Annotated in this window: 15 protein-coding genes; 5 read left to right on the top strand and 10 right to left on the bottom strand. The window is 67.5% G+C overall.

What is annotated here, in order from left to right; all coding sequences use genetic code 11:
* Positions 1 to 141: 141 nt before the first annotated feature.
* Entirely contained in the window at positions 142 to 387 is a 246-nt protein-coding gene (locus tag GRX31_RS28700) for a hypothetical protein (RefSeq protein ID WP_227472541.1), read from the top strand.
* Between the two features lie 25 nt (positions 388 to 412).
* Here GRX31_RS28700 and GRX31_RS28695 read toward each other — a convergent pair whose 3' ends face one another.
* Genes GRX31_RS28695 through GRX31_RS28680 form a run of 4 tightly spaced genes read right to left on the bottom strand, consistent with a single transcriptional unit; the run spans position 413 to position 7,969 of the window.
* Positions 413 to 1,066 (bottom strand): response regulator transcription factor, encoded by a 654-nt coding sequence (locus GRX31_RS28695; protein ID WP_160855965.1) that lies wholly within the window; start codon positions 1,064 to 1,066, stop codon positions 413 to 415.
* A gap of 18 nt (positions 1,067 to 1,084) precedes the next feature.
* A complete protein-coding gene (locus GRX31_RS28690) occupies positions 1,085 to 4,357 on the bottom strand; it encodes a hybrid sensor histidine kinase/response regulator (RefSeq protein ID WP_126311933.1) in 3,273 nt (1,090 codons plus the stop codon).
* Between the two features lie 20 nt (positions 4,358 to 4,377).
* A complete protein-coding gene (locus tag GRX31_RS28685; RefSeq protein WP_017407842.1) occupies positions 4,378 to 5,589 on the bottom strand; it encodes an EAL domain-containing response regulator in 1,212 nt (403 codons plus the stop codon).
* Positions 5,590 to 5,593: 4 nt separating this feature from the next.
* A complete protein-coding gene (locus tag GRX31_RS28680) occupies positions 5,594 to 7,969 on the bottom strand; it encodes an ATP-binding protein (RefSeq protein ID WP_160855963.1) in 2,376 nt (791 codons plus the stop codon).
* 125 nt (positions 7,970 to 8,094) lie between these two features.
* On the opposite strand from GRX31_RS28680, the gene GRX31_RS28675 reads away from it, so the two are divergent.
* Positions 8,095 to 10,665, top strand: coding sequence for an Ig-like domain-containing protein (locus tag GRX31_RS28675; RefSeq protein WP_337193988.1), 2,571 nt, complete (start codon positions 8,095 to 8,097; stop codon positions 10,663 to 10,665).
* A 31-nt stretch (positions 10,666 to 10,696) separates the two neighbouring features.
* Here the strand turns inward: GRX31_RS28675 and GRX31_RS28670 are convergent, their stop codons facing one another.
* The 6 genes from GRX31_RS28670 to GRX31_RS28645 form a co-directional block, all read right to left on the bottom strand.
* Complete coding sequence (locus tag GRX31_RS28670) at positions 10,697 to 11,014, bottom strand: DUF3325 domain-containing protein (RefSeq protein ID WP_160855961.1); 318 nt, start codon at positions 11,012 to 11,014, stop codon at positions 10,697 to 10,699.
* Positions 11,007 to 12,680 (bottom strand): PepSY-associated TM helix domain-containing protein, encoded by a 1,674-nt coding sequence (locus GRX31_RS28665; RefSeq protein ID WP_016448164.1) that lies wholly within the window; start codon positions 12,678 to 12,680, stop codon positions 11,007 to 11,009. Before GRX31_RS28665 ends, GRX31_RS28670 begins: the two co-directional genes overlap by 8 nt.
* Before the next feature lie 16 nt (positions 12,681 to 12,696).
* A complete protein-coding gene (locus GRX31_RS28660) occupies positions 12,697 to 12,975 on the bottom strand; it encodes a hypothetical protein (RefSeq protein ID WP_016448165.1) in 279 nt (92 codons plus the stop codon).
* 88 nt (positions 12,976 to 13,063) lie between these two features.
* Positions 13,064 to 14,782 carry an FMN-binding glutamate synthase family protein gene (locus GRX31_RS28655; protein ID WP_160855959.1) on the bottom strand — a complete coding sequence of 573 codons (1,719 nt, stop codon included), beginning with the start codon at positions 14,780 to 14,782 and terminating at the stop codon, positions 13,064 to 13,066.
* Between the two features lie 87 nt (positions 14,783 to 14,869).
* Positions 14,870 to 16,375 carry a sensor histidine kinase gene (locus tag GRX31_RS28650; RefSeq protein ID WP_034364401.1) on the bottom strand — a complete coding sequence of 502 codons (1,506 nt, stop codon included), beginning with the start codon at positions 16,373 to 16,375 and terminating at the stop codon, positions 14,870 to 14,872.
* A 2-nt stretch (positions 16,376 to 16,377) separates the two neighbouring features.
* Complete coding sequence (locus GRX31_RS28645) at positions 16,378 to 17,094, bottom strand: response regulator transcription factor (RefSeq protein WP_016448168.1); 717 nt, start codon at positions 17,092 to 17,094, stop codon at positions 16,378 to 16,380.
* 168 nt (positions 17,095 to 17,262) lie between these two features.
* Here GRX31_RS28645 and msrB point away from each other — a divergent pair, with 168 nt between their 5' ends.
* The 3 genes from msrB to msrA are packed head-to-tail and all read left to right on the top strand — an operon-like array spanning position 17,263 to position 20,393.
* Complete coding sequence (gene msrB / locus GRX31_RS28640) at positions 17,263 to 17,763, top strand: peptide-methionine (R)-S-oxide reductase MsrB (RefSeq protein ID WP_016448169.1); 501 nt, start codon at positions 17,263 to 17,265, stop codon at positions 17,761 to 17,763.
* A gap of 16 nt (positions 17,764 to 17,779) precedes the next feature.
* Positions 17,780 to 19,609, top strand: coding sequence for a cytochrome c biogenesis protein DipZ (locus GRX31_RS28635; protein WP_043792056.1), 1,830 nt, complete (start codon positions 17,780 to 17,782; stop codon positions 19,607 to 19,609).
* A gap of 34 nt (positions 19,610 to 19,643) precedes the next feature.
* Positions 19,644 to 20,393, top strand: coding sequence for a peptide-methionine (S)-S-oxide reductase MsrA (msrA, locus tag GRX31_RS28630; RefSeq protein ID WP_160855957.1), 750 nt, complete (start codon positions 19,644 to 19,646; stop codon positions 20,391 to 20,393).
* The last annotated feature ends 100 nt before the right edge of the window (positions 20,394 to 20,493 follow it).

The raw sequence follows: 20,493 nt of genomic DNA, 5'->3' as shown, positions 1-20,493 counted from the left end.
GGATATGACAGCCGACGATAAGAATCGTCTTAACCTGGATTGCGCAGGTTCTGGCAAGACTGGACAGCGGTATATCGATCCGTTTTATTTCCAGAAATGCAGCCGAAAACAACCCAGAAACTGTGCGACCCATGCTACGAATTGCTGAGCAATACATCCCTGTCCAAGCCGCACCCCGGACTGAGGTTCCGCTTTTACTCGCTGGAGCAGGATGCCAATTTCGTGAACTATGGCTGCGTGCATTGCCAGGCGCCCCTGGCGATGAAGACAAGCCGGCGCGGGGCACTTCTGGGGTTTCGCCTGATGCCGTCCGAACCGCACTATCGCCTGGGCGAGGGGGACGCCGAGGGCGGCAGCCAGGCGCAAGGCCAGGTGCTGGAAGGTTGACCGGCTGGTGCAGCCCGCAGGCCGGTCAGTCGAAGAGATGGTGCTCGGCGCAGAAGGCGGCCAGGTCCTGGTTGCTGTCCACGTTCAGCTTGCGCATGGCGGAGTTCTTCTGGAGGCTGACGGTCTTGACGCTGCGCCTCAGGCGTGCGGCGATTTCCGTGATGGATTCCCCCTTGGCGAAATGCCTGAGGACTTCGAATTCGCGCGGCGAGAGGTTGTTGGCGCGTTCGTTCAGGAAAACCGTCCTCTCCTGCCTGGGCGTGCCTGCCTGGAACGAGGGCGAGTAGTAGCGCGTGTTGAGGCGCACGCATTGCAGCGCCGCCATGATCTGGCTGAGCGGGTCTTCCTTGAGCAGCACGCCGGCGACGCCCGCGTCATACAGGGCCGAGATGATCATGGGATTGGAGACGGTCGTCAGCACCAGCACCTTGATGTGCGGGAAATGGCGTATCAGGTAGTCCACGTAGCGCAGGCCGTCTCCGTAGAGGTCATCGCCCGGCATGGAGTAGTCGGTCAGAACCACGTCCAGGGGGTTCGATCTGGCGTATTCCATCAAGGACGACGGGGTATCGAACGTGGCCACGACCTGGAGATTGGGGTCCTGCTCCAGGAAGTCCTTGACGCCAAGCAGGACCACGGCGTGGTCGTCCACGACAGCAATGCGCAGTTTCAGTTTCATGGGATCGCAAGCAAAGGGTTAGGGCTGGGGCAATTGCGCCATCATGGCGCGAAGGTCGGCCAGGAGGTCGTCCAGCAGGACTGACAGCGCGGCCTGCAGGCCGGGCTCCGGGGCGCCGTTCAGGAGCCGCTCCTCCAGCGCCTGGGTTCGGGCGGCAAGCTCCTGCATCCTGGCCAGCAGCAAGGCGCCGCGCATGCGGTGCAGGGCCTGGGCGGCCAGGTCGGGCCGGCGCTCCTGCAGGCCGCGGGCCAGCATTGCGATGTCGTCGTTCATGCACTGCACGAAGACCTGCCTGTGCGTCTGCAAAACGTTGGGCTCCGACAGGGCCGGGGGCGGGGGAATGTCCGCCGCCGCAGCCCCGGCCTGGGCAGGCGCCGGACGCAGGCGTTTTCTCGGCGCGAACTTCTCCAGGGTGCGGACCAGCGTGCGCAACTGGATGGGCTTGACCAGCCAGGCATTCATGCCGGCGTTCAGGCAGCGGTTTTCCTCGTCCAGCATGGCATTGGCGGTCACGCCGACGATGGGGCAGGCAACCCCCTCCGAACGCAGTCGCTCGGCGAGTTCGTAGCCGTTGAGGTAGGGCATGTTCACATCCGTCAGCACCAGGTCGTGCGGGCTGATGTCCCACAGCGCCAGCGCCTCCTCCCCGTCGTCGGCGACCGTGACTTCGCAGCCCAGGCTCTCGAGCTGGCCGCGCAGCGTCACCTGGTTGACGGGATTGTCCTCGGCGACCAGCACGCGCAGGTCGAACAGGGGCAGATCGGTGCCGGCGCTGGCAGCGCGCTGCGCACCGCCAAGCACCTGCGCAATGCCCTGGCCGATGCTCAGGACGTTGTGCCCGTCGATGCCCCGGTTGTCCGGCGAGGACAGGTTCAGGTGCCGCCCCTTCCACTGCGGCGCGGGGCTGTCCGCCGGCAGCAGGACGTCCAGCAGCAGCTCATCGTCATGGGCCGCCACCGGGGCGGCTGCCGCCGCGCGGGCCTGGCCGCCCCAGCGCCGCAGCCAGGCGCAGATGTTGTCCGTCAGTTCCGGGTGGGGGGTGCGCACCGCGATCCGGGCGCCCTGCAGCGCGGGAGCCTCCTCCTGCTCCGGCCCCTGCTCCTGCGCGACGGTCTCCAGCCCCAGCTCGAACCAGAACCTGCTGCCCAGGCCTGGCTCGCTCCAGACCTCGATGGAGCTGGACATCATCCGGGCCAGGCTCCAGCAGATGGACAGGCCCAGGCCCGCTCCCCGCGCCGTGCGGCTGCTGTTCTTGACGAGATAAAAGGGCGTGAAAAGCTCGCCATGCAGGGATTTTTCTATGCCCACGCCCGTGTCGCAGACCTCGAACACCAGCCGGGCCTGCGAGGCCGGGCCCGGCATGCTGCGCAGGCGGACGATCACATGGCCGGCCTCCGTGAACTTGATGGCGTTGCTGATGAGATTGCCCAGGATCTGGCGGATGCGCACCGCGTCGCCCAGCACCGACTCGGGCACCTGCGCGTCCACGCAGGAAAACAGCAGCAGGCCGTTTTGCTGCGCCATGGCGGCGTAGGAGCTGGTGCAGTTTTGCACCAGCTCCCGGGGATTGAACGGTGCCTTTTCCAGCTGCAGCTGGCCGGCCTCGATCTTGCTGGTGTCCAGGATGTCGCTGATGATCTGCAGCAAGATGGACGAGGACGCTTCGATACGGTCCACGTATTTGCTCTGCAGCTGGGTGAGCTCGGTCATGCCCAGCAGCTCCAGCGTGCCCAGCGCGCCATACAGCGGCGTGCGGATTTCGTGGCTCATGGTCGCCAGAAAGGTGGACTTGGCCTCGTTGGCCTCGTCCGCCGCGATTCTGGCCCGCTCCAGGTTGCTCTCGATCTCCGCGCGCGCGCTGACGTCGGCAAAAATGCACAGCGTCACATCCTGGCCGAGGTAGCGCGTGGGCGCATAGGCCACATGAAGCGTCCTGCCCTGCTCGGTGACCAGGCGCTCCATGGTGCCTGCGGCCCGGGCATGGACAATCTCCTCCAGTGCCGCCTTGTTCTCCGGCGAGCCGGGACGCAGGTAGCCATCGGCCGAGTGCAGCCACTCCTGCACCAGCGAGTTGCTGAAGATGATTTTCCCGCTGCCGTAGGCCACAAGGCAGATGGCCACGGGAGCGGTTTCGATCAGCGTCCTGTTGAATTCATTGCTCTCGACGATGACCCGCTGCGCCTCCTGCGCGGGCGCAATCACCTTGCGGTTGAACCACCGGGTATAGGCCACGCCGGCCAGCAGGCTCAGCAGCAGGGCCAGCACCAGGCCGGCAGAAGGGGCGAACAGCCTGCCCTGGAAAAAGGTGGCGTAGTCCACCTGGTAGTAGCCGGTCCACCGGCCGGAGGCATCCTCGGTCTTGAGGATCAGGCCATTGCGCGTGTACTGCATCCCCGTGTCGTCCACCTGCGGGACGGGGCCGGTGCCCATGAGCACGCCGAAGTCCCGGTGCTCCAGCCAGAAAAGATGCCTGGGCAGCGTATGGATGGTTCTTTCTATGGCGCTGATGCGCTGGCGGCTGAAAAGGATGGCGGCGTAGATCGGGCTTGTGGCGGCTTCGTCGCCGGCTTCGATATGGCTTGAAAAGCCGGCGGCGACCATGCCGATCATCTTTTCCGGGAACTGGGGCGACCGGAACCAGACGATTTCCTGCGTCGGCGCCGTGGAGCCGGCGCCCGGCCGGGCATCGGCGGCCCTGGACCGCAGATGCGCCTTGACGGCGGCAATCGTGCTGTCGAACATTTCCTGCGTGACGCTCTCGTTGCCGATGGGCACGTCGATGGCCGGCACGCCGATGCTGATCGCCCCGTCCTCCTTGGTGAAGAAGGCAGCGGCTGCCGGGAAGTAGGAGCCTGCCCAGAAGGAGGAATAGCCTGCGGCCAGGGAGCTGCCCAGCGAGAAAAGCCGGTCCGGGAGCGTGTCGCAGGCCACGCGCGCAGAGCATTGCAGTGAAAAGGGAATGCCGCCGATGGCCTCGCGGCCACGGAACATGCGGTAGTCCGCCTGCGCAGGTGCGGGCACGTCGACGATGGTGGCTATCCTCTGGTCCGGCAGCGCTTTCCAGGACTCGTTGCGGCCCTTGAGCCGCCGAAGGAAGATTTCCTGCTCCTGCAGCGAGCCGACGATGGCGGAGAAGTTCAAGGCCAGGCGCCCCTGCTCCTGCTCGAAAATCCTCTCCGAGCCCCACAGCAGCACGGCGATGAGGAAGATCGCCAGGGGAAGCGCTCCAAACAGTACCCGGTTCTGCCAGCGTGTGGTGCGTGTGATCTTGCTGAACGGGGAGTCGGGCATGGACGCCTTGCGTGCTTGGGTCAGGTGGGGTTGCCTTGGTGCCGGGGTTCGGACGCCAGCATAAGGGCAAATTCAACCGCAGGCACCGCGGCGGACAGCAGATAGCCCTGCACGCAATCGCATCCGATGCTGCGCAGCAACTCCAGGTCCCGGGTGGTCTCCACGCCTTCCGCCGTCACCGTCAGGCCCAGCTGCCGCCCCAGTTGCACCGACGACGTCAAGGCCGCAGTCCGCACCTCGTCACCTGCCGCACCGGCCACGAAGGCCCGGTCGATCTTCAATTCGGTGAAGGGCGTGGAGATGAGGCTGTACATCGAGCTGTATCCGCGCCCGTAGTCATCCTGGGCCAGGCCGAAGCCCTTGAGGCGCAACCGGCTCGCGCTCATATAGTAGTTGGCGGGTATGCCGACGGCCTGGTCCTCCAGCAGCTCGAACGTGATGTTCTCCGCAGCAATGCCGCACCGGGCCGCCATGCCGTGCAACTCGTCCGGCAGGCCGATATCGTCCAGCAGCGGTACCGGCAGGTTGACGGACACAGGCACGACATGTCCGGCACTGCGCCAGGCCAGGTGCGCCGACATGGCATCTTCCATCATCCGCACCAGCAAGGCATGGTCCAGCCCATGGAACCGGATGGCGGACATGAACGAGCCCGGCATCATGAAGCCGAACTGAGGATCGTTCCAGCGCGCCAGCGCTTCCACGCCGACGATGTGGCCCGTGAGCAGGGATTTCTTGGGCTGGAACCAGGCCTGTATGGTTTTCTCCTGCAAAGCCTGCACCAGGTGGGCCTTGGCGAAAATCGGCCGCTCCCTGATGCCGGCAGCGGTTTTCCCCTCGTTTGCATGGACGGACCTGAGTTGGCTGACCAGCGCCTGGACATGGTCCGTGCCGAACGGCTTCTGGAACATCCCGATGACGGAAAAGCCGGACTCCTTGGCCATGAGACTGACGCTGTTCATCAGCCGGCGCGAGCAGGAGGTGGATATCACGAGCATGGGATGCAGGTCGCGCCGGCTCAATTCATCGATGAACTGCAGGCCGTCCATGTCAGGCATCTTCAGGTCGGTGATGACGAGATGGAATCCGCCGTCGCCCAGCTTCTCCAGGGCCTCCCGCGCGTTGCAGGCCATGTGCGTGTCCGTGAGTCCCGCCTCCATGAGCAGGCTGCGCGCGTGCTCGCAGCACAGGGGATGGTCGTCCAGGATGAGTACTTTGAATGGGGCCAGCATGGGTTCAGGTCCTGCCTTGCTTGATGTTGTTCAAGGTGGTGCGCAGCACCGCCAACGTGAATGGCTTGCACAGCAGGCTGTCGAAGCCGGCCGGCAGTCCGTCGCCCTGCCCCTGCCCCTGCCCCTGCACTTGCGATTGCTCTTGCGCCTGCGTCTGGGTCTGGGTCTGCGGCTGCGCATTGGCCGTCAGACCGACGATCGGGCGGCCATACCCGCGCTTTCTGAGCGCACGCGCCAGGGCCGGGCCGTCCAGCAACGGCATGTGCAGGTCGGTGAGAACGGCATCGAATTCGAGCAGGCCGGGCAGGGACAGCGCGTCCTGTCCATTGCTGGCCTGCTGGACCTCGCAGCCCAGCAACTGCAGCTGCTCTCGCAGGATGATCCTGTTGATGGGGTTGTCCTCGACGATGAGCACCCTCAGCCCCAGGGGCTCGTGGACCTGGGCGGCGGCGGCATACAGGTCGGGGCGCGCACCCGGCGCAATGCCCTGCTGGGCCAGGCCCAGCGCATGGCCCACTGCCGGCACGCCAGGCGCGCTGGCCTCCCACACGCAGGCCTGCACGGTCTCGCGGGGGCTCTCGCCCGGCGCCAGCGCCAGAACGCATTTGCCCGTCCATTGCGGACGGCGCAGCGACCGCGGCCAGGCTTGCACCAGCACGGCCTGTTCATTGGGACCCTGCACCTGGTCCCGGTAGGGCTGGGCCATGGCGCCCCAATGCCGCAGCCAGGCGCACAGGTTGTGCACGACTTCCGGAATGGCGCCATCCACGTAGACGGTGTGCGGCAACAGACTGGGCACTGCCTCATAGCCTGCCGCGCTCTCGCGCGGCAGGCGCAGCTCGAATGACACGCAGGTCCCCAGTCCCGGCTGGCTGGCGGCCGTCAGCCGCCCGCCCATCTCCTGGCTGAGGCGCAGGCAGATGGACAGCCCCAGGCCCGCGCCCTGGACCTGCTGCTGGGTGGCCGCATGGGCACGGAAGTACGGGTCGAACAGGAAGGGCTGCTGGTCCGGGTCGATGCCGATGCCCGTGTCCTGCACCTGGAACCGCAGGTCGGTGCCTTCCTCGCTGTCGCCCATGACCTGCAGGCGCAGGGCCACGTGGCCGGAGAACGTGAACTTGATGGCATTGCCCACCAGGTTGTCCAGGATCTGCCGCAGCCGCAAGGCATCGCCCACCAGCAGGGGCGGCGTTTTCACATCGGAGACGGCATACAGCTGCAGGCCCTTTTGCTCGGCACGCGACAGCAGGCCTGCGGCCACGCTGTCGAGCAGTTCGGTGGCCGAGAACGCCTGGGCCTCCAGCTGCAGCCGGCCCGCCTCGATGGCCGACAGGTCCAGGCTGTCGTTGACGATGCGCAGCAAGGAGGCCGATGCCTGCTGCATGGCCCCCAGGTAGCGTGTCTGTTCGGAAGGAACCCTGGACAGGGCCAGCAGCTCCAGCGTTCCCAGGATGCCAAAGAGCGGTGTGCGTATTTCGTGGCTCATGGTCGCCAGAAACTGCGTCTTGGCCTGGCTCGCCGATTCGGCGCGCTGCTTGGCATCGACCAGCGCTGCCTGCGCCTGCCTGAGCGCCGTCACATCGCTGACCAGGCAGAAAACCACCGGTTCGCCCCCGTGGGTCGTGGGCGTGGTGCGGACCTCCACCCATCGCCCGTCCCCCAGCGCCAGCTCACGCGGGCCCTGCTGCGTGCCCCCGGCCACGGCCTGCTCGAACCAGGAAGCATCACTGCACACCCACTGCCGCGCCAGCGCATTGGACAGCAGCAGGCTGCGATCGCTGCACCGCACCAGCGCCAGGCCCACGGGTGCCGTGTCCAGCAGCTTTCGGCAGAGCGCGTCACCGGCGGCGCAGGCCCCTGCCCGGCTCCAGGCCGAAGCCGGCACGCCGCGTCGCAGCCGGCCCACGCACCATGCAATTGCAGCCATGAAGGCAAGTCCCAGCGACACGGACCACAGCAGCAGCCAGGCGTGGGCCCTGACCAGTTGCCGCACGGGCTCCCAGCGGTCTGCAAGCCATGCGGCGTTGTTCACGGATTTGCGCAGCAGCAGCGATTCGGGAAGGCCCCGGCCCACATGCATCAGCGAATACAGCGGCACGAGGTGGTCCTGCGGTGCGCTGGTGCGCCACGGCCATGCCAGACCGGCCTGGGAATGGACGGCCGCGCGGGTCGCGCCCACGGCAGCGTCCAGCAGCAGGAAATACCGGTCCATGAAAAACAGCTGCATGTCCCCCACAGGCACATGCGCGCGGCTGCGGGATGGCGGCGCCGGGGCGGCATCGTCCCTGCCGCTGTGCAAGGCGCAGGCCAGCATGGCCATGATTGCCAGTGCAAATACCGTCCAATCACGCAGCGACGCCATCCAATCGCGCAGTGCCATGGACGGGCACCACCCGTGCCGAGTCGAGCGGGAAGAAAACAGAAGGTCTTGAAACTGGCGCATTGCCAAATCATAGGAATCGGATGAAGAAACAGGGCTAAGAATTTTCTTAATCCTGCAAACCCGTGCACGCCGCTTCACCCGGGAATATTGCCCGCCTCGCTTCGTCATCAAAGACCTTGTCCGATCTCTTCAGCGATTTCAGCGGTCTTGATGATTTAAGAAAATTCTTAGCCCCAAACTCGGATGCCCCGGGGATCATTGCCGGCTTGATTCATCAACAAGGGCTGCTTCATTTTCTTGGGTCAGGCCCCGGGATATTCCACACAGACGCCGCACATGCGAAATCGCAGCGCCCTTGCCAGCAATTGCGCAATCAATGCCCGCAAGGCGTTTCGGCAGTCCATTTCAGGGAAAGTAAAAAGGCAATGAGCATATACAGGCAACGATTCACTCCCACGGCGGCACGCAGGCCCCTGCGCCTGCTCGCCCTGGCATTGCTGTCGCAAGGCTGCATCGCCACGGCCCACGCATGGACCGTCGTGGTGGACAGCGCCGCCGACGCAACCGGCCCGTGCGCCAGCACCGGCCTGGGCCCCTGCACCCTGCGCGATGCCATCACCTACGCCAACGCCAACCGCAACAAAGGCGGCGACAACCGCATCGAGTTTCGCATCGGTGCGGGGGGAGAGCAGACCATCGTCACCCAAAGCAACTGGAATGGCAGGCTCATGCAGCCCATTGCACCGGCCACATCGCTCACCGTGGACGCCAGCACGCAGCCCGGCTATGAGGACCACTTGCCACGCCGCCCCCTGATCACGCTGCAGTCAGGCAGCCCCGAGTTCGGCATAGGGCTCGAGCTGGCAGGCGCCATCACGGTGCGCGGCCTGGCGATAGGCGGCTTCAATACGGCCCTGGCGGTGACCGGCGACGGCAACACCGTGCTGGGCTGCCATATAGGCGTTGACGCATCGGGAACGGTTGCCATGGGCAATCGCAGCAACATCCTTGTCCACTCCGGCAACCGCAACCGCATCGGGAATCTGGATATTGGCGGGCGAAATGTCATTTCCGCGGCGGAAAATTCCGGAATATGGCTTTCCTGGCCAGGCGCGGGTACAGGAAACATCATTCAGGGAAACTACATAGGCACCGATATCACCGGCAATGTGGCCCTGGGAAACCAGGGAAACGGCATCAGCGTGGCATCAGACTTTACCGGCACGCTGATCGACAGCAACCTCGTCTCCGGCAATGTCAGGCAAACAGGCGGCTCCTCCGCGATTTCCATTTCCGGCGCCCACACGCTGGTGACCCGCAACCGAGTCGGAACCAATGCAGCCGGCACGGCCATGATTCCCAACAATGGGCCAGGCATTGCCGTATTCTTTTCGTCGGAGGGCGGACATCGCATTGGCACAGGCCCTGAGGACGGCAACCTGATTGCCGGAAACAAGGAAACGGCCATTGAATTGAATGGAAACTACGGCGCACGCAACTCGAACACCCTGATTGCCGGGAATATCGTGGGAACCAGCCTGGATGCCAGCACCATGCTGCCCAATCAATGGGGCATCGTCATCAAGGATTCGGACGAGGTGACCGTGCGCGCAAACATCGTCGGTGGCAGCAAGGCGTCCGGCATACAGTTCCAGGGCGCCAGCAAGAACAACCTCGTGCAGGGCAACTACGTGGGCGTCAGCCCCCAGGGAACCGCCCTGCCCAACGGTGAAGGCGTTTCCTTTTTCCAGAAGGCCCATGACACCCTGGTCGGCGGTGACGACGCGGCACATGCCAACGTGATTGCGCACAACAGGCTGTTCGGCGTGGGATTGCGGGGGGACGAAGTCAAGGGCGTCTCCATGCTCGGCAATGCCATCTACGGCAATACCGAGGGAGGCATCGCACGAACCAGCCTGGCCAACGGAGATCCTGCCGATCCGGTACTGCTCACGGTGACGCCCGACGGCCTGTCCGGCACGCTGGACAGCGTCGCCAACGAGAGCATGCGCATCGAGTATTTCTCGACGCCCAGGCTGCCCGACGGGCTGGTGGAGCGCGCCGCCGGCAAGGTTCTGCTGGGCTCGCAGACCGTGACCACCGATGCCTCCGGCCATGCGCCCTTGGCGTTCAAGGGCGCCATGCCCCCGGGCGACCAGGCCGCTGTCACGGCCACCGCCACCCGGATTTCCACCGGCGACACCTCGCGCTTTTCCAACGCGATGGCGGCCAACGCCGCCCCCGTGGCGCTGCCGCAAGCCGTCACGACGCCGCAGGATACGGCGCTGTCCATCACCCTCGCTGGCACGGACTTCGAGTCGGACCCGCTGCGCTTCGAGATCACCACCGGCCCCGCCCATGGCGGCATCAGCGGCTTCGATCCCCAGACGGGCACGCTGGTCTACACGCCAGCGGCCGGCTACTCGGGGCCCGATACCTTCGCCTTCACGGTATCCGACGGGCACCAGAGCGCTGCCGCACCGGCATCCGTGTCCATCGAGGTGATCGCTGCCGATCCTCCCGACCCCGGCCCGGGCACCGATCCCGACCCCGGTCCGGGCACGGACCCAGGGCCCGGTGCCGGCCCCGGAAATGTCCAGGCCGTTCCCGGCCTGGGCAAGGGCGGCATGCTGGCTCTGCTGTGCGGCATGGCCTATCTGGCCAGCCGCAGGATGAGGAAAAGGCAGGCCTGAGCCCGCAGCGGGCGCAGGTCCCGCGCAAACGTCAGGCCGGCAGCCAGCGCAGCCAGCGCGGCCGCCAGGTCAGCGTGAAGGCAATGGCCAGGGCGGCGGCTGCCAGCGTCATGATCCAGACCAGGGAGGCCATGGAGGCATGGTCCACCGCCAGGCACAGGCCCAGCGAGGCGGCCAGGCCTGAGGCGCCCAGCCAGCGCAGCAGCCTGACCTTGCCATCGGGCTGGGGCATGTCGCCGTGCACCTGCTCCCAGTGCACGTCCTTGGCCAGCGCAAACCAGGCCATGCCGGCCAGCGAGGCGGCAAAGGCGGCGGCCAGCAGCAGTGCGTCCATCAGTCCCTCAGACATGGGCCACCTCCGCGGCGCGCGAGGGCATGGCGGGCGCGGCGCGCGTCTTGAGCTTGCGCGCCACCACCACGGCCAGCACGGCGCTGGCCAGCATGAACAGGTCCACGCCGGCCACCGGCCAGTAGCCCGCGCCCAGGGTCTTGAACAGGTGGTCGCCCGTGGTCAGCCAGTTCAGCAGCACGGCCACCACGGCCATGGCGGCCACGGCCCAGCACTGCTCGCGCCAGGCGGGGTTGGGCAGGCCCCGGGCCACGGGGGCGCTGCGCACAAAGGCATGCGCCATGGCCAGCAGCCAGGTGGCCCAGAAGAAATAGCGTTCCATGTCGCCCCGGCCCGGCCAGCCCTGGGGCATGGCCTCGGGCAGCAGGCGGTTGGCGATCAGCATGCCCAGCGTGGCCACCAGCATGCCGGTGACCGTGGTGACGGCCAGGGCATCGACCACGCGCGCGCCCTGCACACCCTGTCTGGCGTGCTGCTTCTTGCGCTTTTCCACGAAGAAGACAAAGCCGGTGGCAATGCACACGCAGCCGGCCAGGCCGCCCAGCACGTACAGCCAGCGCAGCAGCCAGTGGCGGAAGTGCTGCAGGTGCAGGCCGGTGAGGAAGGTGTTGATGCTGTCCACGGCCGTGCGCGGAGGATCTTCGCGCAGCAGGGCGCCCGTGCTGGCCTTGAAGTGGATGCCCTCGCCCGTGAGCGCGATGCGGTCGGTGCCGGCGCGGTAGACGCTGACGTAGCCGTTGGCATCGCCCACATGGGTGACGGACAGGAAGCCCACGTCGCCGGCCATGCCCTTGGCGGCCCAGCGGCGCTGCGCCTCGGCCACCATGGCGTCCACCGAGGCCATGGGTGCGGCCACGCCGGCGCGGTCGTGCGGCAGGCCGGTTTCCTCGGCCTCCATCTTCTCGTGCAACTCGTGCAGGGGCTCCAGCTGGGTATGGGTGATGGGGAAGTAGATGCCCGCAAAGATCACCAGGCCCGTGAAGGCGAAGAAGAAGTGGAAGGGCAGCGCCACCACGCCGGTGAGGTTGTGCAGGTCCAGCACGCTGCGCTGCGTGGCCTTCTTCGGACGGAAGGTGAACAGCTCGCGGAAGATCTTGCGGTGCATGACCACGCCGCTGACCAGGGCCACCAGCATGATGAGCGCGGCAAAGCCCACGATCCAGTAGCCAAGGTTCATCCAGTTGAGCGTCAGGCTGTAGTGCAGCGGGTAGAAGAAGCGGCTGCCGATCTTGAGGTGGTCGTCCGGCAGGGATTCGCCATTGCGCGGGTCGATGGTGCGCATGGCCCAGATCAGGGTCTCGGGCTTCTTGGCGTTGGGCACCTCGTAGCCGGCGAACAGGCCCAGCACGGGATCGCGGTGGGTGGTGTAGGCGCCCCAGCGCTGGGGCGTGTCGAAGCGCTCGGGCAGCGGGCCGTTGACCTCGCCGCGCATGGCATCGCGCGCCTGGGCGTTGGGCTGCATGGACTCGAAGACCGGCTTGAGGATCTGGTCGTACGAGGGCATGGGCGTGGGCTCGAAGCGCGAGGCCGGGATGGCCCAGCGGTCGATCTCGCGGTCGAACACCGACAGCGCGCCGAAGAAGAAGGCGGCCATGAGCACGAAGCCGAGCGCAAGCCCGAACCAGGTGTGCAGCCAGGCCATGGAGAGGCGGAAGTTCTGGAACATGGGGCGTTCTCCGGATTCAGGGCAGCAGCATCTGCTGGAGCAGCGATGCGCAACCGGTCATGACAATGCCGCCGCCGGCCAGCACGGCCCAGACGCGCGGGAGGCTCTGCGCCGCAAAGGCCCAGAGGAACACCGTCAGAAACACCAGGAAGCCGAGGATGTAGCCCAGATGCTCGGCATCGTGGAACTCCATTCCGGCGGCAAACATCAGCGCCACGCCCAGGGCGATGAAGCCCCAGGTGAAGGCATAGCCGCCGAAGACGGCAGCTGCAATGCGAACCAAAATAGTTTTCATTTACAAAGAAAAATACAGTCGTGGACCAAAGTGCTCGGGGCGCATTATCCCCGAGCGCCGTCAAAACCCGTGATCGGCCGTGGTGTCCCTATGCGGGCTGGCCTGCCGCCTGCGCCTTGGCCTGCGGTGCCGAAGGCTTGAGCGTGGGTGGCACGAACTGGAAGGTATCCGCGCGCGCCCCTGGCCAGTAGAGCTTGAACACGTTGTGCTGCTTGTCCAGCGGCCCCAGCAGCGCGCCGGGCTCCACGCGCAGCACCAGGTTGGCAAGCTGGCGCACCTCGGTGTCGGAGATGCGCCGAACGATGTGGTGGGCCGTGATGTCGCAGGGGTGCTCCAGGCCCGCCGCCTGCACCAGCTCCTGCAGCGCATGCAGGGTCTTGTCATGGAAGTTGGCCACGCGCGTGGCCTTGTCGGGCACGACCAGGGCCTTCTGGCGCGCCGCGTCCTGCGTGGCCACGCCCGTGGGGCAGTGGCCGGTGTGGCAGTTCTGCGCCTGGATGCAGCCCAGGGCCATCATGAAGCCGCGCCCGGCGTTGCACCAGTCGGCGCCCAGCGCCATCATGCGCGCGATGTCGAAGGCCGTGATCACCTTGCCGGCCGCGCCGATCTTGATGCGGTGGCGCAGGCCCACGCCGATCAGCGTGTTGTGCACCAGCAGCAGGCCTTCCTGCAGCGGCACGCCCACGTGGTCGGTGAACTCCACGGGCGCCGCGCCCGTGCCGCCCTCGGCGCCATCGACCACGATGAAGTCCGGCGTGATGTCCGTCTCCTGCATGGCCTTGACGATGGCGAACCACTCCCAGGGATGGCCCACGCAGAACTTGAAGCCCGTGGGCTTGCCGCCCGACTTCTCGCGCAGGCGGGCGATGAAATGCATCATCTCCACCGGCGTCCTGAAGGCGCTGTGGCTGGAGGGGCTGATGCAGTCCACGCCCACGGGCACGCCACGCGCGGCGGCGATCTCGGGGGTGACCTTGGCGCCCAGCAGCATGCCGCCGTGGCCGGGCTTGGCGCCCTGGCTGAGCTTGATCTCGATGAGCTTGACCTGCGGGTCGGTGGCGTTGGCGATGAATTTTTCTTCGTTGAAGCTGCCATCGTCGTTGCGGCAGCCGAAGTAGCCCGAGGCCACCTCCCAGATCAGGTCGCCGCCGTGCACGCGGTGGTGCTGGCTGATGGAGCCCTCGCCCGTGTCGTGCGCAAAGCCGCCCATCTTCGCGCCCTTGTTCAGCGCCAGGATGGCATTGGCCGACAGCGCGCCGAAGCTCATGGCCGAGATGTTGAAGATGCTGGCGCTGTAGGGCTGGGTGCAGGGCGAGGTGCCTTCATTRGCGCAGCCGATGGTGATGCGGAAATCATGCGAGGCCAGCTTGGTGGGCTGCATGGAATGGTTCACCCATTCATAGCCCTGGGCCGTGACATTGAGCTGCGTGCCCAGCGGGCGGCTGTCCGGGTCGCCCTTGGCGCGCTGGTAGACCAGGGAGCGCTGGGCGCGCGAGAACGGCAGCGCCTCATGGTCGGACTCGATGAAGTACTGCCGCATCTCGGGCCGGATGAACTCCAGCAGAAACCGCAGGTGGCCGATGATGGGGTAGTTGCGCAGCACCGAATGGCGCACCTGGGTCATGTCGCGCACGCCCAGCAGCGCCAGCGCGGCGCACACGCCAAAGCCCAGCCACCACCACAGCCCTCCCCACACCAGCGCCGCCACCAGCAGCCCCGCGCTGCCGACCAGGCTCAGGCAGAACGTGGTGTAGCGCAGCGGCACCCATGCGGGCAGGCGATGAACGGGAGAGGCAGACGTTGACATGGCGTGGGTCCTCGGAACGAGTTGACGATCTTGTGCATGCCGCGCCTTCGAGGGCGCGCTGTGCACAAGGTTAACCCACGATCCGCGTCAGCCCTGGCGCGGCCGGGCGCCGGCGCCCGTTGCCTGCGCGGCCGCAGGCAGCACGAACCGGAAGCTCGCCCCCTGCCCCGGCGGGTCCACCAGCTCGATGCGGCAGCCGTGCAGCTCCAGCATGCGGTGGACGATGCGCAGGCCCAGGCCGCCGCCGCGGCGGGCGCCGCCCACGGTGAAGGGGCGCTCGAACAGGCCTTCGCGCAGATCGGCCGGGATGCCGGGGCCGGTGTCGGCCACGGTGACTTCGACGGCGTTGCCCGCCGCCGCCAGCGCCACCTGGATGCTGCCGCCTTCGGGGGTGTGGCGCAGCGCGTTGTCCAGCAGGTTGCCCAGCACGCGCTCGATCATCCCCAGGTCGGCCTGGACGACGGGCAGGCGGGCTGGGAAGTCGGCCCGCAGCGCCACCTGTCGCGCCTCGGCACGCAGCTCGAATTTCTGGAACACGTCCTGCACCAGGTCGGGCATGGAAAACGGCTCCGGCTCGGGCTGGACAAAGCCGTATTCCAGGCGCGCCAGCTCGAACAGGCTTTGCGCCAGCTCGCCCACCTTCTGGCTCTGTGCCAGGGCAATGCCCAGGTAGCGGCGGCGTTCGGTGGTGTCGAGCACGGCGTCCTTGAGCAGCAGCGTTTCCAGGTAGCCGTGCAGGGACGACAGCGGCGTGCGCAGGTCGTGCGAGACGTTGGCGATGAGCTCGCGCCGCTCCTGGTCCTGGCGCGTGAGGGCGCGCCACTGCTCGCCGATGCGCGCCACCATGCGGCGGTAGGCCGCGTCCAGCACGGCGATCTCGTCGCGGCTGTCCTGCGCGGCACCGGGCTGGGGGGCCGGCAGGTCCGGGGGGGTGCCATGGATGTCGAAGCCGGCCACCTCTTCGGTGAGCCGGCGCAGCGGCCGCGTGATCAGCGCAAAGGCCACCAGGCCGGCCACCAGGCACAGCAGCGCCACCAGGCCGATGGACCACAGCGCCGTGCTGAGCACCGAGTTGGCCGAGCCCTGCGCCACCAGTTGGTCATGCGCCTCGCCCTGCAGCACCACGTAGATGAAGCCCACTTCCTTGCCGTTGACGCGCAGCGGCGCCGCACTGAAGACCTTGCGCCCTTCGGTGCTGCGCGGGTCGTCACCCAGGATGGGCAGCGTGCCGCCTTCCAGCAGCCGGTGCACGGGCGCCAGGTCCACGCGCTCGCGGCGCACGCGGCCGTCGGGGGCGGCATGGCCGGCAATGCGGCCGTCGGCGTCCAGCAGGTAGACCTCCACGCTGGGGTTGACCAGCATGAGCTGGTTGAAGAAGCTGCGCACGGCGCCGGGCATGAGGCCGTTGGCGTCGGTCAGTTGGGCGTCGCGCGCAATGCTTTCGGCCACGTCGCGCGACAGGCCCTGCACCACTTCCAGCTCGTGCATGCGGCTGGCGCGCAGCTGCATCCAGGCCGAGGTGCCGCTGCACACCAGCAGCAGCACGGCAAAGACCAGGGACAGGCGCTGGGTCAGTGTCAGGCGCAGTTTCATGGTCATGCGCCCTCGCCCGCTTCGGCGAACTTGTAGCCGCGCCCCCAGACGGTGAGGATGCGCGCGGGCTGGGCCGGGTCGGCCTCGATCTTGGCGCGCAGGCGGTTGATGTGGGTGTTGACGGTGTGCTCGTAGCCCTCGTGCTGGTAGCCCCAGACGGCGTTGAGCAGGTCCATGCGCGAGAACACCTTGCCGGGCTGGCGCGCAAAGAAGTACAGCAGGTCGAACTCGCGCGGGGTCAGGTCCAGCCGGGCACCATGAAGCCGGGCATCGCGCGCCACGGGGTCCATGGCCAGGCCGTCAATGGACAGGCTGCCGGACTCCAGCCGCGCGTTCTGGGCCAGCGCCTCCACGCGGCGCAGCAGCGCCTTGACGCGCGCCACCAGCTCCAGCACCGAAAACGGCTTGGCCAGGTAGTCGTCGGCGCCGATCTCCAGGCCCAGGATGCGCTGCACCTCGCTGGAGCGCGCGCTGATGATGATGATGGGCGTGTAGCGCGCCATGGCGCGGGCGCGGCGGCAGATCTCCAGGCCGTCCACGCCGGGCAGCATGATGTCCAGCACCAGCGCGTCCCAGCCGCCGCGCTCCAGTTGGCGCAGGCCGTCGTCGCCGCGCGCGCAGTGCATGACTTCCAGGCCTTCGTCGCGCAGGTGCAGCGTGAGCAGGTCGGCGATATGGGCGTCGTCCTCGACGAGAAGTACGCGGCGCGTGGCGGTCATCGGATGCGGTTTCCTGGAAGTGGCGGGAGTGGCTGCCATTGTGCGCAATACCGGGGCCGGGAGTTATCACGAATCTTTGAACTCTGCGTGAGGACTTCGGGAGGCCGGCACCCTAACCTGACTGGCATCGCATCGTTTTCAGACGCACGCAACCTTCAGGAGCACACCATGACCACCAGACGCCATCTTCTGTGGACTGCAGGCGCCGGCACCACCGCCGTGCTGGCGGCCAGCCTGTTCCCGCGCCGCGCGCCAGCGGCCGCCTCCAGCGAGGTCTTCGAGGTCAGCTACACGGATGCCGAGTGGCGCGCCCGCCTCACGCCCGAGCAGTACCGGATCCTGCGCAAGGAAGGCACGGAGCGTGCAGGCTCCAGCCCGCTGAACAAGGAGCACCGCGCGGGCACCTTTGCCTGCGCAGGCTGCGCGCTGCCCCTGTTCTCTTCCAAGACCAAGTTCGACAGCGGCACGGGCTGGCCCAGCTTCTGGCAGCCGCTGGACAAGGCCGTGGCCACGCGCCAGGACCGCACCTACGGCATGCTGCGCACCGAGGTGCATTGCCGCCGCTGCGGCGGCCACCTGGGCCATGTCTTCGACGACGGCCCCAGGCCCACGGGCCTGCGCTACTGCATGAACGGCCTGTCGCTGACGTTCACGCCCCAGCCGGCCTGACCCCGGGAGCCACGCCATGCTGCTGATCGTCCTGGCCTATCTGGGCGGGGTGCTGACCATCGTCAGCCCCTGCATCCTGCCGGTGCTGCCCTTCGTCTTTGCACGCGCCGACCAGCCCTTCGCCAAAAGCGGCCTGCCGCTGCTGGCGGGCATGGCGCTGACCTTCGCCCTGGTGGCCTCGCTGGCCGCCGTGGGCGGCGGCTGGGTGGTGGCCGCCAATGAATACGGCCGCTGGCTGGCCCTGGGCCTGGTCGCCGTGTTTGCGCTGACCCTGCTGTGGCCCGGCCTGTCCGAGCGGCTGACGCGGCCGCTGGTGGCAGCGGGCTCGCGCCTGTCCGAGCGTGCCCAGGGCACGGACGGCGGCGCCCGCCCCGGCGCCTCGCTGCTGCTGGGCGTGGCCACGGGCCTGCTGTGGGCGCCCTGCGCGGGCCCCATCCTGGGCCTGATCCTCACGGGCGCCGCACTGCAGGGCGCCAACACCACCTCCAGCCTGCTGCTGCTGGCCTATGCGGCCGGTGCGGCCACCTCCATGGCGGCGGCCCTGCTGCTGGGCGGCAAGGTGTTTGCGGCGCTCAAGCGCATGCTGGGCGCGGGCGAATGGGTGCGGCGCGGGCTGGGCGCGGCCATGCTGGCCGGTGTGGGCGCGATTGCGCTGGGGCTGGACACGGGCGTGCTGGCGCAAGTGTCCACGGCCTCCACCGGCGGCCTGGAGCAAAGGCTGGTGGACCGCCTGAGCGGCAGGCCCGAGGGTGGCGCCATGGCCATGCAGGCCGGTCCCGCAATGATGGCCGCCGTGGACAGGGGCTCCGGTGCTGGCCCGGCCATGATGGCCGCAGGCGGCGCCATGCGCATGGCCGGCGGCCCGTCCCGCGCCGCCCTGCCGGACGAAGGGCTGGCCCCTGCGCTGGACGGCGCCACCGACTGGCTCAACTCCACCCCGCTGACGGCCGAACAACTGCGCGGCAAGGTGGTGCTGGTGGATTTCTGGACCTACTCCTGCATCAACTGCCTGCGCACCCTGCCCTATGTGAAGGCCTGGGCCGAGAAGTACCGCGACCAGGGCCTGGTGGTGGTGGGCGTGCATGCGCCGGAGTTCGCCTTCGAACGCAAGCTGTCCAACGTGGAAAAGGCCATCAAGGACCTGGGCATCAGCTACCCCGTGGCCGTGGACAACGGCTACAAGATCTGGCGCGCCTTCCACAACCAGTACTGGCCGGCGCACTACTTCATCGATGCCCAGGGCCGCATCCGGCACCACCACTTTGGCGAAGGCGGCTATGCCGAGTCCGAGCGCGTGATCCAGCAACTGCTGCAGGAAGCCGGATCGAAGCAGGTGGACCTGGGCCTGATCGACGTGCAGGCCCAGGGCGTGCAGCAGGCAGCCGACATGGCAGCCGTGCGCTCGCACGAGACCTACCTGGGCTATGAGCGCGCCGAGCAATTTGCCGCCACGCCTGCCGCCGTGCACAACCAGGCCACCGCCTATGCCACGCCCGAGCGCCTGCCGCTCAACGCCTGGGGCCTGAGCGGCCAATGGACGGTGGGCCCGGAAAGCGCCACGCTGGACGGCGCCACCGGCCGCATCACCTACCGCTTCCAGGCACGCGACCTGCATCTGGTGCTGGGCCCCGGCAGCGATGGCAAGCCCGTGCGCTTCAAGGTGCTGATCGACGGCAAGGCGCCCGGCGCCTCGCGCGGCATGGACGTGGCCGCCGACGGCAGCGGCAGCGTGACCGCGCAGCGCCTGTACCAGCTGGTGCGCCAGGACGGCGGCGCAGCCGAACGCACCTTCAGCATCGAATTCCTGGACCCCGGCATCTCCGCCTATGCCTTCACCTTTGGCTGATCCCTGGCCGCTTCACTTTCACCGGAGAGACACCATGACCAACGATTCCCCCCTCGCCGCCGCACCCCGCCGCCGCGGCCTTCTCCAACTGCTGACCGGCAGCGCCGTGCTGCTGGGCGGCGCCCTGCTGTGGCAGGGCAGCGACCTGCAGGCGGCCGAGCAGGCCGTGCGCATTCCGCCACCCGCGCAGGACATGCCCGCCACGGGCCAGGGGCCGCAGAAAGCCATCTTTGCGGGCGGCTGCTTCTGGGGAGTGCAGGGCGTGTTCCAGCATGTCAAGGGCGTGCAGCGCGCCGTCTCGGGCTACAGCGGCGGCACGGCGGCCCAGGCCTCGTATTCGGCGGTGAGCAGCGGCCGCACCGGGCATGCGGAGTCGGTCGAGATCACCTATGACCCGGCCCAGGTCAGCTACGGGCAGCTGCTGCAGATCTACTTTTCCGTGGCCCATGACCCGACCCAGCTCAACCGCCAGGGGCCGGACACGGGCCCGCAGTACCGCTCGGCCATCTTCGCCACCGACGCCGCGCAGCTCAGGACCGCCCAGGCCTATGTGGCCCAGCTCGATGCCGCCAAGGTCTTCGGCAAGCCCATCGTGACCCGGCTGGAGGACAAGCCCAGCTTCTTCCCGGCCGAGAACTACCACCAGGACTTCATGACCGAGAACCCGCGCCATCCCTACATCGTCATCAACGACCTGCCCAAGGTCCAACAGCTCAAGCGCCTGTTCCCGGACAACTACCGGGCCGAGCCGGTGCTGGTCAAGCAGGCCGCGCGGCAGATGTAGCGCCTGCGCAGCGCGGGTGCCTTCAGGCATCGGGGGCGGCTGCCGTATGAGACATTTGCGGCATGCCCTCCAGCCTGCAGACCGCACCCAACCCCCAACC

Source organism: Delftia sp. CH05, assembly GCF_009827015.1.
Classification (GTDB): Bacteria; Pseudomonadota; Gammaproteobacteria; order Burkholderiales; family Burkholderiaceae_C; genus Comamonas; species Comamonas tsuruhatensis.
The sequence above is the reverse complement of the archived record's forward strand: the minus strand, read 5'-3'. Positions and strand labels throughout refer to the sequence as shown.

What these genes read in the sequence shown, in the direction of transcription:
- GRX31_RS28695 (WP_160855965.1), bottom strand. Translation starts at nt 1,066, where the DNA reads ATGAAACTGAAACTGCGCATTGCTGTCGTGGACGACCACGCCGTGGTC.
- GRX31_RS28690 (WP_126311933.1), bottom strand. Translation starts at nt 4,357, where the DNA reads ATGCCCGACTCCCCGTTCAGCAAGATCACACGCACCACACGCTGGCAG.
- GRX31_RS28685 (WP_017407842.1), bottom strand. Translation starts at nt 5,589, where the DNA reads ATGCTGGCCCCATTCAAAGTACTCATCCTGGACGACCATCCCCTGTGC.
- GRX31_RS28680 (WP_160855963.1), bottom strand. Translation starts at nt 7,969, where the DNA reads ATGGCACTGCGCGATTGGATGGCGTCGCTGCGTGATTGGACGGTATTT.
- GRX31_RS28670 (WP_160855961.1), bottom strand. Translation starts at nt 11,014, where the DNA reads ATGTCTGAGGGACTGATGGACGCACTGCTGCTGGCCGCCGCCTTTGCC.
- GRX31_RS28665 (WP_016448164.1), bottom strand. Translation starts at nt 12,680, where the DNA reads ATGTTCCAGAACTTCCGCCTCTCCATGGCCTGGCTGCACACCTGGTTC.
- GRX31_RS28660 (WP_016448165.1), bottom strand. Translation starts at nt 12,975, where the DNA reads ATGAAAACTATTTTGGTTCGCATTGCAGCTGCCGTCTTCGGCGGCTAT.
- GRX31_RS28650 (WP_034364401.1), bottom strand. Translation starts at nt 16,375, where the DNA reads ATGAAACTGCGCCTGACACTGACCCAGCGCCTGTCCCTGGTCTTTGCC.
- GRX31_RS28645 (WP_016448168.1), bottom strand. Translation starts at nt 17,094, where the DNA reads ATGACCGCCACGCGCCGCGTACTTCTCGTCGAGGACGACGCCCATATC.
- msrB (WP_016448169.1), top strand. Translation starts at nt 17,263, where the DNA reads ATGACCACCAGACGCCATCTTCTGTGGACTGCAGGCGCCGGCACCACC.
- GRX31_RS28635 (WP_043792056.1), top strand. Translation starts at nt 17,780, where the DNA reads ATGCTGCTGATCGTCCTGGCCTATCTGGGCGGGGTGCTGACCATCGTC.
- msrA (WP_160855957.1), top strand. Translation starts at nt 19,644, where the DNA reads ATGACCAACGATTCCCCCCTCGCCGCCGCACCCCGCCGCCGCGGCCTT.